The following is an 11,958-nucleotide window of genomic DNA, read 5'->3' as shown; positions in this document are numbered from 1 at the left end:
TTTGTATTTTAAAAATAAATCCTACATTTGCATCATAATTCAAACAATGAAACCAATATTTTTAGCATTACATCATTATCATCATCATCTCTGCTAGACGGAATTGATTGATATAAGTATGTGCTAAAATCAAAAATAATTAAAACCGTCTGAGTAAATAGGCGGTTTTTTTGTTTCCTGAATTCTCCTCAGAAATTTCAACAGATCAGTTTTTATTTACTCGGACCCAAAAAAAGGCAAAATGAGTAAATTAAAAATTGCAATTCAAAAAAGCGGCCGGCTGTATGAAGAATCTCTTCAGCTTCTCAAAGACTGTGGAATCTTTGTCAACAACGGTAAAGACCAGCTCAAAGTTTCAGTCGATAACTTTCCGATGGAAATCATGTACCTTCGGAACTCAGACATCCCGCAATACCTGGAAGACGGAGTAGTGGATGTAGCCATTCTTGGCGAAAATCTTCTGGTTGAAAAAGGTAAAAACATCAAAACTATCCAGAAGCTTGGTTTTTCAAAATGCCGTGTTTCACTGGCTGTTCCCAAAGAAGTAGAAACGGACGACATCTCTTATTTTCAGGGTAAAAAAATTGCGACCTCTTATCCTAACACCCTCAAAAACTTTTTAGAAAACCAGGGAATTGTATCAGACATTCACGTCATTTCGGGTTCTGTAGAAATAGCTCCTAATATCGGTCTGGCGGACGGAATATGTGATATTGTAAGTTCCGGAAGTACTCTATTCAAAAACGGATTAAGAGAAACAGTCACTTTGCTGAAATCGGAAGCTGTGCTGGCTCAAACGCCCTATCTATCAACTGACAAAGAAGCCATTCTTGAAAAATTTGTCTTCAGAATCAAAGCCGTTTTAAAAGCAAAAAACTCAAAATATATTCTGATGAATGTTCCCAACGAAAAAATCCAGAAAGTAGCTGATGTTCTTCCTGTTTTAAAGAGCCCTACGGTGATTCCGCTTGCAGAAGAAGGCTGGAGCAGTATTCATTCCGTGATTGATGAAGAACGTTTCTGGGAAGTGATTGATGAACTGAAAGAAAATGGTGCTCAGGATATCTTAATCATTCCAATTGATAAAATGGTTATTTAAAAAAATAAGAATGGTTAATGTTGGCCGATGCAAAGACGCAATAGAATAAAAATTAAGACTGTTTTAAGACGCAAAGATTTTATCTGCGATAAAATTGAATACTGTTTAATACTCACATACTTGCTGAAAATCTAAGATTTTCTTGCGCCTTAAAAAGATATAGGAATTAAAAACTTTGCGCCTTTGCGTAAAAAACAATTAAAAATAATACAATGAAAATATATAGATATCCCACAAAAGACAGCTGGAAAGACTTAGCAAAACGCCCTGTTTTGGAACAGAAAGAAATTTCAGGTCTGATCACAGAAATATTTGCAGAAGTTGAAAAAAATGGTGATAAAGCTTTAATAGAATTCAACAAAAAGTTTGATAAAGCAGAAACCTCAATCTTAAAAGTTTCTGAAATTGAGATCAAGGAGGCAGAAAATCAGATTCAAGATGAATTAAAGCAAGCCATTCAACAGGCGAAGGAGAATATTTCAACATTTCACGCCTCTCAGAAACAGGAGATTCAAAAAATTGAAACAACAAAAGGAGTGGTTTGCTGGCGTGAAAACCGTGCGGTAGAAAGAGTCGGGATTTATATTCCGGGAGGAACAGCACCTTTATTTTCTACTGTTTTGATGCTTGCAGTTCCTGCCAATCTTGCCGGATGTAAAGAAATAGTTCTTTGTACGCCGCCGGATCAAGATGGGAATATTAATCCTGCGATCCTGTATGCAGCAAAGCTTTGCGGTGTTTCAGAAATCTTTAAAACGGGGGGAGCACAGGCTGTTGCGGCAATGACTTTTGGAACAGAGAGTATTCCGGCTGTCAATAAGATTTTCGGTCCTGGAAACCAGTTTGTTGTAGCGGCCAAAGAATATGCACAACGGTATGGAGTAGCTATTGATATGCCTGCCGGACCGAGTGAAGTTCTTGTGATTGCAGATGAACAGGCTGTTCCTGAATTCTGTGCTGCAGATCTTCTTTCACAGGCAGAACATGGAAGCGACAGTCAGGTAGTTTTTATCACTACAGATCTTAAAGTTTTTAATGAAACAATAAGTACTGTTGAGCAGCAAATCAAAGAATTACCAAGAAATGAATTTGCGGCCCAGGCCTTGGAAAACAGTTCTTTCATTTTGATCAATACCCTGAAAGAAGCTCTTGAGTTCAGCAATCTTTATGCTCCTGAACACCTTATTCTGGCCATCAATGATTTTGAAAAATATATACCGGAGGTTCAGAATGCAGGTTCGGTTTTTTTAGGAAACTATTCTTGTGAGAGTGCAGGAGATTATGCCAGCGGAACCAATCACACACTTCCTACCAATGGTTATGCAAAGAATTACAGCGGCGTATCCCTGGATAGTTTTGTGAAGAAAATAACATTCCAGCAACTTTCCAGAGAAGGACTTCAAAATTTGGGAAAAACCATAGAGCTCATGGCTGAAGCAGAAGGTTTGTTTGCTCACAAAAATGCAGTTTCGATAAGATTGAAATAATTAATTGTTGGAAAACGCAAAGACGCAAGAGAATTATAATGAAAACCCTTTTTAAGACGCAAGGATTTTATCTCCGATAAAATTGAATGCCAAATATTTTGATCTCTCACAGATTCTCCAAATGAAGAAGGCAAATATGAAAAATCTGTGAAATTTGTGAAATCTGTGGAAAAAAATAATGACACATCACTTGCTGAAAATCTTTGATTTTCTTGCGCCTTGAAGAAACATAAAGATTAAAAAACTTTGCGCCCTTGCGTTTACCCAAAAAAGAATTTAAACCATTAAGAAAAATGAAACTTTTAAGTAAAATTAAGATTCAAATACATTTGAATTTAGCTCAATGCTTAATAAAGATCGGAAGATATTTTCTTCATTATTCTTAATAACTTAATTCATCTTAATGGTTTAAAAATAGTTTTAAATAAACAATGCAATGAAAAATAAAAGTATCAAAACTTTAGTAAGAGACAATATATTACAATTACAGCCCTACATCAGTTTCAGGGATCATAATGAATTTAATGCTCCTGTCATGCTGGATGCGAATGAAAGTCCTTTTGGAGAATGCAACCGCTATCCGGATTCAACCCAAAAAAAGCTTAAAACCAAGCTTGCAGAGCTTAAAAACCTTTCACCTTCACAGATCGCCATAGGAAACGGAAGTGACGAGCTGATAGACCTTATCATCAAAATTTTCTGTGAGCCTAAAAAAGATGCCATTCTGATGATGAATCCGTCTTTCGCGATGTATGGTTTCTATGCAGCCATCAATGAAAATAAAGTTCTGAAACTGGATCTGGATGAAAACTTCGAAATCGTAAAAGATAATTTCTTAAAGATGGCAGATGATTCTTCACTGAAGATTTTCTTTTTATGTTCTCCTAATAACCCTACCGGAAACAGTGTGGATGATATTGAATTTTACCTTCAGAATTTCAACGGCATTGTCGTGGTGGATGAAGCTTATATTGAATTTTCAGAAAAAAAATCAAGTCTGGAGCTGTTGAATCAATATTCCAATCTGATTGTATTGCAGACGTTTTCCAAAGCTTGGGGAATTGCCGGAGCAAGAGTAGGGATGGCTTATGCATCTGAAGAGATTATCAGCTTTATTAATACTGTAAAAGCGCCTTATAATGTGAATGTTTTGAGCCAGGAGTTGATTTTAAAAACGCTGGAGGATAAAAACAGACTTCAGGGAAACGTAAACCGTATTCTGGAAGAGAGAACATGGCTAAAACAGCAGTTTGAAGGAATTCAATGTATTTCCAAAGTCTTTTCAACGGATGCCAATTTTTTCCTGATCAGAATGGATAATGTGGATCGTGTATACGGAAAAATGCTTGAAGAAGAGATTTTAACCAGCAGAAGAGATCCTGCGATTCCCGGATGTATCAGAATTAATGTGGGAAACCGTACTGAAAATGAAAAATTAATTAACTTTTTAAAAGGAATGTAAAACATAAACCATTAAGAAAAAATGAAGATCATAAGAAATTTAAGATTCATTCATTTTAATGGTTAAAAAAATATAAAAAACATATGAAAAAAGTACTCTTTATAGACCGCGACGGAACGTTAATTATTGAACCGCCTACAGATTTTCAGGTAGATTCTCTGGAAAAGCTTGAGTTTTATCCGGGAGTTTTTCAAAACCTTGCAAAAATTGTCAATGAATTAGATTATGAATTGGTAATGGTAACCAATCAGGATGGGTTGGGAACTGAAAGTTTTCCTGAAGAAGATTTCATAAAACCACAGGAAAAAATGCTGCAGGCATTCGAAAATGAAGGGATCATTTTTAGTGATATTTTAATTGACAGAAGCTTTGAATCTGAAAATCTTCCTACCAGAAAACCAGGGGTTGGAATGCTTGGGAAATATATTCATGGGAATTACGACCTTGAAAATTCCTATGTAATTGGTGATCGAAGTACTGATGTTCAACTTGCTAAAAATCTTGGTACTAAAGCTATTTATCTTAATAAAAACTTCAACGAGGCGGCAGAGCTGTCTGCAACGCGATGGTCAGAAATCTATCAGTTCTTAAAATCCGGAATGAGAAAGGCTAAAGTTTCCAGAAAGACCAATGAGACTGATATTGAAATTGAAGTTAATCTTGATGGAAACGGAAAATCAGATATTTCAACGGGGCTTCACTTCTTTGATCACATGCTGGATCAGATTGCCAGACACGGAAATATGGATCTTACGATTAAAGTGAACGGAGATCTTGCCGTAGATGAACACCACACGATAGAAGATACCGGAATTGTGCTGGGAGAAGCTATTTTAAAAGCCTTAGGAAAGAAAAAAGGTATTGAGCGATACGGTTTCCTGCTTCCGATGGATGACTGTCTTTCTCAGGTGGCTATCGATTTCGGCGGAAGACCGTGGCTGGTGTGGGATGCTCCGTTTAAAAGAGAAAAAATTGGAGACATGCCTGCGGAAATGTTTTTTCACTTCTTTAAATCCTTTACTGATGCTTCAAAATCCAATCTGAATATCAAATCAGAAGGAGATAACGAACACCACAAAATTGAATCCATTTTTAAAGCCTTTGCAAAAGCTGTTAAAATGGCAGTGAACCAATCGGATGCTAACTACAGTTTACCTTCTACAAAAGGAAGTTTATAAATATGATCGCTATAATAAAATACAACGGAGGAAATGTAAATTCCGTTCAGAATGCCCTCAACAGACTGAATGTTGATTCTGTGATCACCGATGATCCCGAACAGATTTTAAAAGCTGATAAAGTGATCTTTCCGGGTGTGGGAGAAGCTTCATCAACCATGAAAGTGCTGAAGGAAAAAGAGCTTGATCTGTTGATTCCTGGTCTTACACAGCCGGTTTTGGGAATCTGTCTGGGCATGCAGCTGATGTGCGGGGAAAATGAAGAAGGAGATACCGAAGGAATGGGGATTTTTGATATCAATGTCAGAAAGTTTCCGGCAAAGGATATTGTTCCCCATATGGGCTGGAATACCGTTTCCGGACAGACTTCGCCACTGTTTTCAGGAATTGAAAAGTGCAGTGATGTGTATTTCGTCCACAGCTATTATTGTGAACTGTCAGACTATACAACATCGGTTTGTGATTATATCCTGCCATTCAGTGCTTCTTTGCAGAAAGACAATTTCTATGCAGTACAGTTTCACCCGGAAAAATCGGGAATAGTGGGAAATCAGATTGTTAAGAACTTTATAAATTTATAATCATGAAAATAATTCCGGCTATTGATATTATCGACGGGAAATGTGTCCGTTTGTCAAAAGGAGATTACAATACAAAGAAAATATACAATGAAGATCCTGTAGAAGTGGCAAAAGAGTTTGAAAGCTTTGGGATTCAATACCTTCATTTGGTGGATCTTGATGGGGCGAAATCAAAGCATATTGTCAACCAGAAAGTTCTGGAAAATATTGCCCGTTCTACTTCGCTGCATATCGATTTTGGAGGAGGGCTAAAAACTCAGGAAGATATTGAAACCGCTTTTAATTCCGGGGCAAAGCAGATCACTTTAGGAAGTATTGCCGTTCAGAATCCTGAATTTTGTTTTGGAATGATTGAAAAATATGGAGCGGAAAAAATTATTTTGGGTGCAGACTGTGAAAACAGAAAGATTAAAACATCCGGATGGCTGGAAGAAAGTGCCCATGATATCATTGATTTTATCCTTCAGTATCAGGAAAAAGGAATACAGACCGCTATCTGTACCGATATTGCAAAAGATGGGATGCTGGAAGGTCCCTCAACAGGGCTTTATATTGAGATCTTATATAAAACATCCGTTCAGCTGGTAGCAAGCGGCGGTATTTCAGGCATTGCTGATGTCTATAAGATGAAGGATATCGGCTGTGCAGGGACGATCATCGGAAAAGCGATTTATGAGGGAAAAATAAGCTTACAACAACTTCAAAATTTTATTGAAAATGCTTAAGAAAAGAATTATCCCATGTCTGGATATTAAGGATGGAGCTACGGTAAAAGGTGTTAACTTTGAAGATCTTAAAAGCGCCGGAGATCCTGTGGAACTTGCCAAAAAGTATGAACGGGAAGGTGCCGATGAGCTTGTTTTTCTGGATATTACCGCCACAATTGAGGATAGAAAAACATTTGTAGAGCTGGTAAAAGAGATCGCAAAAGAATTGAGTATCCCTTTTACAGTAGGAGGCGGGATTTCGTCTGTAGAGGATGTGAGAAAGCTTTTGGAAGCAGGTGCAGACAAGATCAGCATCAATTCTTCAGCCGTAAAAAATCCAGGTCTTATTTCTGATCTGGCCCAAGAATTCGGGAGCCAGTGTGTAGTGGTTGCTATTGATACAAAGCAAGTAGGTGATAAAGATCTGGTGCATATCAAAGGAGGAAGAGAAGCCACAGCACTTTTAACGATGGAATGGGCTCAAGAAGCAGCAGCATTAGGAGCAGGTGAAATATTGCTGACTTCCATGGATGGTGACGGTACTAAAAACGGTTTTGATATTAGGATTACAAAGCTGGTTTCAGAAAATATAAGCATTCCGGTGATTGCTTCCGGAGGTGCTGGTACCATTCAGGATTTTGTTCAAGTATTTAATGAAACAAAAGCTACAGGAGGATTGGCAGCCAGTATTTTCCACTTTAATGAAATAGGGATTCAGGATTTAAAACAACAGTTAAAAACTCAAAAAATTCAAATACGATGAAAATAGATTTTAATAAAGATAATGGCCTTGTACCTGTGGTTATTCAGGACAACAGAACATTGCAGGTTTTGATGCTGGGCTACATGAACGAGGAAGCTTTTGAAAAAACACAGGCAGAAGGAATTGTTACTTTTTTCAGCCGTTCCAAAAACAGACTGTGGACAAAAGGTGAGGAATCGGGTAATTTTTTAACGGTAAAAAGTATTGACATCGACTGTGATCAGGATGCCATTTTAATTAAAGCTGTTCCGAAAAATGTGGTTTGTCATACAGGCAGTTTTAGTTGTTTCGGGGAAAAGAATACTAAAGGATTTCTGTATGAACTGGAAGAAAAAATCTCTCAGAGAATAGATACGAAGGCTGAAGACTCATATACTTACTCATTATATCAGAGAGGAATCAATAAAATGGCTCAAAAAGTAGGAGAGGAAGCCGTAGAATTGGTTATAGAAGCAAAAGACAATAATGATGATCTCTTTAAAAACGAAGCTGCAGATCTGCTGTATCACTTTTTAATTTTATTGAAAGCCAAAGGATTTTCAATGGAGGAGATTGAAGAGATTCTTAAAAGCAGGAATAAATAAACAACTTTCTCAACTGTAACAAAAGTAAATATCAAGCCACTAATCCTTCGGAAACGAATATCTATGAAATTAAAATTAACCTTACTTGCAGTTTTGTTTGTTCAATCTGCTTTTGCCCAGAAAAACTGTAACGAACTTTATTCTCAGAAATTTACTAAGCAGCAGCTGGAGCAGGATGTAGACTTTATTAAGGCCAAAATAACCAATGCACACGTCAATCCCTATACAGAAATTTCAAAATCAGAATTTGAAAAAAAATATACAGATATCCGTAATTCTCTGAAAGATGGTATGACTCAGAAGGATTTTTATTACCTCGCAAAGCCTTTGATTGTCACATTGAACGACGAACATAGTTCAATGTCTGACTTTTGCGTTACTGACAGCATTAGAAAAAGCATGAAAGTTTTACCGTTGAAATTCAAATATGAAAATGGCAAAATGCTTCTTACGGAAAACTATTCAGACAGTAAACCTACTATTGGTGACGAAGTGATTTCGCTGAATAATATACCAATTCATGAAGTCCTGGAGACCTGTGCCCAGACTATTCCGGGCGCTAAAGAAGAACGAATACCCATAGCCGTTGATCGGTTTTGGATAATGATTAATAAGTACTGTTACTTTATCACAGATGACTACAACCTGAAGTTTAAAAGCGGTCTGCAAACAGTGGTTAAAAGTATTTCTCTGGAACAGCTGAAAGCCAATGCTTCAAAGTCTCAGCCTAAGAAAAAAGAAGATCTTAAACCTCTTGATTATAAAAAAATAAAGGATTATGCTTATTTGACAGTCAATACTTTTGATGACAGAAATACATTCACTCTGGAAGAATGGAAAACAAAATTGGACAGTATTTTCAGTCAGATCAAAAAAGACAATGCTAAAAATTTAGTCATTGATGTTCACAACAATTCCGGAGGAAATTCTGCGGTTGGAAATTTGCTTATTAACTATTTTTCAGATAAAACGTATTATACTTATCAGGGAAAATTTAAAAAAAGTAAAGAATACGCTGATTATTTAAAAGCAAACAATAAAGAATCTGCAGAATATAGCAAAATAAAAGATGGTGATTACTATCCGATCCGTTCTCGTTCTGTAACAGCGGATGAAAATCCGTTGCGATTCCATGGGAAGACTTATATCATTGTTGGGAAAAATACATTTTCCAGTGCTATGATGTTCAGCGTCATGGTTTTGGATAACAAATTGGCAGAAGTAGTAGGTGAAGCACCTGAAAGAGGACATCCCAATCATTTTGGTGAATTGATTAGTTTTCAGACTCCCAACACCAAACTTGATTTCCTTTTTGGGGTTAAAGAATGGATCAGGCCGGCAGGAAATATATTACCTAACAAGCTTATCCCTATAAAAGTTATTGATTTAAATAACAAAACAAGAGAACAGATTGTTGAAGAACTTTAAAATTCTATGTGGTTGTATTTAATGCATAAAAACAAAACAGCAGAAATAGAATAACCCTGCTGTTTTTTTATTATCAATGAATTGATTTCTTATCTTTCAATCATAATATTCTTAACAAGGGTTTCTTCACCCACTTTCAAAACTCCAACATAGACTCCGTTCTGAAGGGATGAAACATTAACCTTTCTTTCGTTATTTACTTTTAAAAGTGACCTTCCCAAAGAATTGCTGATTTCAAAACTGAAATCCATTCCCTTAAAATCCGGTAAGTCAATATTAATTAGATTATTGGCTGGATTAGGATAGATCTTTACAGCTTCCAGTGAATTTTTTGATGCGGGTTTGCTCATGGTAGTTGATGCTGCTGCAAAATGCTGTAGGGCACCCACGGTTGCTTTTCCGATCTTGTATACGTAAACAGGATCCATATTGGTGAAAGTATCCTTAGAACTGTGAGGATAAGTGCTTCTTATCCTTTCAAAAAATCCGGTAATCACTTCACCTTTCTGTTCGAAAGGAATATAATCCGTATCAGCTGCCGGATCTACGGCAGTCAGAAGAGGTGAGTAGAGTGCAGTACAATTTCTCAGTTGTTGTGTGACAGCTGCAGAAGCTGCATTATTACTGGATACTCCTCCCTGATCTTCATCACAATATACGGTGGTATTATTATTTCCTTTCACGCCGCCTACCTGATCCAGATTGAAAACCAGTTTGATATCCAATTTGCGGACACCTCCCTGATATACTACATTATTCACATAATGGCTGCTTCCTTTTAGCCCTTGTTCTTCCCCGGAAAAATGAATGAACTTTATAGAATATTCAGTAGGAACATTTCTCAGAATTCTTGCGGCTTCCAGTATAATTGAAGTTCCGCTGCCATTATCATTCACTCCCGGGCCATAAATGGTATCGAAATGTCCGCAGATAATAACATATTTGTTAGGATAAAGCGTTCCGGTTTTGGTAATAATTAAATTTTTCGAACTGGTGCTTCCAAAGGTAAAAGGACTTTCTTCTATCTGGCTGGCCGTATAACCGTAAGAAAGATACTTGTTTTTGATCCAGTTCAATGTATTGGTATTCGCTACTGAACCTGTTGTTTTTACCCCTAAATTACTAAACTCCTGAAGATTGGTGGTGATATTGGTTTGGGTAACCATATCTGCTCTGTCTTTGTAAGCCTGAATAAAAGTTTGAGCCGCAATACTCTGCATCATCAATGCTGAGCATAAAAGTGTTGTGAATTTTTTCATATATAATATTATTTGGTGACACGAATGTAGTAAATAAATCACAACGAAGTGTTTAATGTGTTAAAATAAAATAATATTTATTATGAATATCATATTAATTATCGTAATTACCTTATGAATAGTATAATGCAGTTCTGGCAAAAAAAAAGACCTTTGAATAGCTTCAAAAGTCTTTTTTTCGTATTGTATACTGGTTTATCTTTCAATCATCACTTTTCTGACAACCTTTTGATCTCCAATTTTTAAAATTCCGATATAAGCTCCGTTTTCCAGGCCTGAAGCATTAATACTTGTTTCATTGTTTCTCCTGAAAATGGAACGCCCCTGAAAATCTGTTATTTCAAAAGTGAAATTTTTAATTCCGGAGTCCGGAAGTTCAATATTGATAACATCTTTGGCTGGATTTGGATAGATTTTCACACTTTCCAACGTATTTTTTCCGATGGTTTCATTCGTTCCCAACGTACCGGTGGCAACGGCGAAATGCTGCAATGCTCCCACAGAAGCTTTTCCTATCTTGTAAATATAAACAGGATCAGTGTTGGCAAAAGTATCATTCACTGTATGTGGATAGGTACTTCTTATTCTTTCAAAAAAGCCTGTGATCACTTCACCTTTTTGTTCAAAAGGAATATAATCTGTATCAGCAGCCGGATCTACGGCAGTCAGAAGAGGAGAGTAGAGCGCTGTACAGTTTCTCAGTTCCTGAGTTACAGCAGCCGAAGCGGCATTATTGGAAGAAAGTCCGCCCTGATCCTCATCACAGTAAACGGTATTGTTGTTATTTCCCATAACACCACCTACCTGATCGAGATTAAAAACAAGTTTAATATCCAGAACACGGGTGCTGCTCTGATACGCTACATTGTTGACATAATGTTTGCTTCCCAGAAGTCCTTGCTCTTCCCCGGAGAAGTGAATGAATTTTATAGAATATTCAGTCGGAACATCTTTCAGAATTCTTGCTGCTTCAAGAATGATAGACGTTCCGCTTCCGTTATCATTGATTCCCAGGCCAGTGATACTGTCGAAATGTCCGCAAATGATTACGTATTTATTGGGGTATACCGTTCCTGTTTTGGTAATAACAAGGTTTTTAGAATTATAGCTCCCTGCTGTAAAAGGGTCTTCTCCAATCTGGCTGGCTGTATATCCGTAAGAAAGATACTTGTTTTTGAGCCATGTCAGCGCATTGGCATTAGCTGGTGAACCCGTGGTTTTCACCCCTAGATTAGCAAATTCCTGAAGGTAAGTGGTAATATTGGTTTGATTTACCATATCCGCCCTGTCCTGATAAGCCTGAATGAAACTTTGAGCTCCAATACTTTGCATAGCAACAGAAGCGAATAAAAAAGCAGCGATTTTTTTCATTGTATGAGAGTAATGCTGAATATCCTGAATGCAACAGAT

General features: G+C 36.9%; 11 protein-coding genes. 9 read left to right on the top strand and 2 right to left on the bottom strand.

The annotated features are described in order from the left end of the window. Positions 1–241 precede the first annotated feature (241 nt). The 9 genes from hisG (at position 242) to AB1278_RS12770 (ending at position 9,289) form a co-directional block, all read left to right on the top strand. The gene (gene hisG, locus AB1278_RS12810) at positions 242–1,099 is read left to right on the top strand and encodes an ATP phosphoribosyltransferase (protein ID WP_429814769.1); all 858 of its coding nucleotides are present in this window, start codon (positions 242–244) and stop codon (positions 1,097–1,099) included. Positions 1,100–1,311: 212 nt separating this feature from the next. Beyond that, positions 1,312–2,586, top strand: coding sequence for a histidinol dehydrogenase (gene hisD / locus AB1278_RS12805; protein ID WP_411413224.1), 1,275 nt, complete (start codon positions 1,312–1,314; stop codon positions 2,584–2,586). 436 nt (positions 2,587–3,022) lie between these two features. Further along, entirely contained in the window at positions 3,023–4,048 is a 1,026-nt protein-coding gene (gene hisC, locus AB1278_RS12800; protein WP_411413223.1) for a histidinol-phosphate transaminase, read from the top strand. An 83-nt stretch (positions 4,049–4,131) separates the two neighbouring features. Continuing rightward, positions 4,132–5,226 carry a bifunctional histidinol-phosphatase/imidazoleglycerol-phosphate dehydratase HisB gene (gene hisB / locus AB1278_RS12795; RefSeq protein ID WP_429814766.1) on the top strand — a complete coding sequence of 365 codons (1,095 nt, stop codon included), beginning with the start codon at positions 4,132–4,134 and terminating at the stop codon, positions 5,224–5,226. Positions 5,227–5,228: 2 nt separating this feature from the next. After that, positions 5,229–5,807, top strand: coding sequence for an imidazole glycerol phosphate synthase subunit HisH (gene hisH, locus AB1278_RS12790; RefSeq protein WP_395973501.1), 579 nt, complete (start codon positions 5,229–5,231; stop codon positions 5,805–5,807). A gap of 2 nt (positions 5,808–5,809) precedes the next feature. Next, a complete protein-coding gene (gene hisA / locus AB1278_RS12785) occupies positions 5,810–6,532 on the top strand; it encodes a 1-(5-phosphoribosyl)-5-[(5-phosphoribosylamino)methylideneamino]imidazole-4-carboxamide isomerase (RefSeq protein ID WP_227942710.1) in 723 nt (240 codons plus the stop codon). Further along, positions 6,525–7,277 (top strand): imidazole glycerol phosphate synthase subunit HisF, encoded by a 753-nt coding sequence (gene hisF, locus AB1278_RS12780; protein ID WP_395973505.1) that lies wholly within the window; start codon positions 6,525–6,527, stop codon positions 7,275–7,277. The genes hisA and hisF overlap by 8 nt, the downstream gene beginning before the upstream one ends. Beyond that, the gene (gene hisIE / locus AB1278_RS12775) at positions 7,274–7,861 is read left to right on the top strand and encodes a bifunctional phosphoribosyl-AMP cyclohydrolase/phosphoribosyl-ATP diphosphatase HisIE (RefSeq protein ID WP_343638627.1); all 588 of its coding nucleotides are present in this window, start codon (positions 7,274–7,276) and stop codon (positions 7,859–7,861) included. Before hisF ends, hisIE begins: the two co-directional genes overlap by 4 nt. 63 nt (positions 7,862–7,924) lie before the next feature. Beyond that, the gene (locus AB1278_RS12770) at positions 7,925–9,289 is read left to right on the top strand and encodes a S41 family peptidase (RefSeq protein WP_395973509.1); all 1,365 of its coding nucleotides are present in this window, start codon (positions 7,925–7,927) and stop codon (positions 9,287–9,289) included. 89 nt (positions 9,290–9,378) lie between these two features. Here AB1278_RS12770 and AB1278_RS12765 read toward each other — a convergent pair whose 3' ends face one another. After that, positions 9,379–10,548 carry a M28 family peptidase gene (locus AB1278_RS12765; protein ID WP_395973511.1) on the bottom strand — a complete coding sequence of 390 codons (1,170 nt, stop codon included), beginning with the start codon at positions 10,546–10,548 and terminating at the stop codon, positions 9,379–9,381. Positions 10,549–10,743: 195 nt separating this feature from the next. Next, positions 10,744–11,919, bottom strand: coding sequence for a M28 family peptidase (locus AB1278_RS12760; protein ID WP_395973513.1), 1,176 nt, complete (start codon positions 11,917–11,919; stop codon positions 10,744–10,746). Positions 11,920–11,958 lie beyond the last annotated feature (39 nt).

The sequence above is a fragment of the Chryseobacterium sp. NRRL B-14798 genome (assembly GCF_050470705.1).
Classification (GTDB): domain Bacteria; phylum Bacteroidota; class Bacteroidia; order Flavobacteriales; family Weeksellaceae; genus Chryseobacterium; species Chryseobacterium cupriresistens.
The sequence above is the reverse complement of the archived record's forward strand: the minus strand, read 5'-3'. Positions and strand labels throughout refer to the sequence as shown.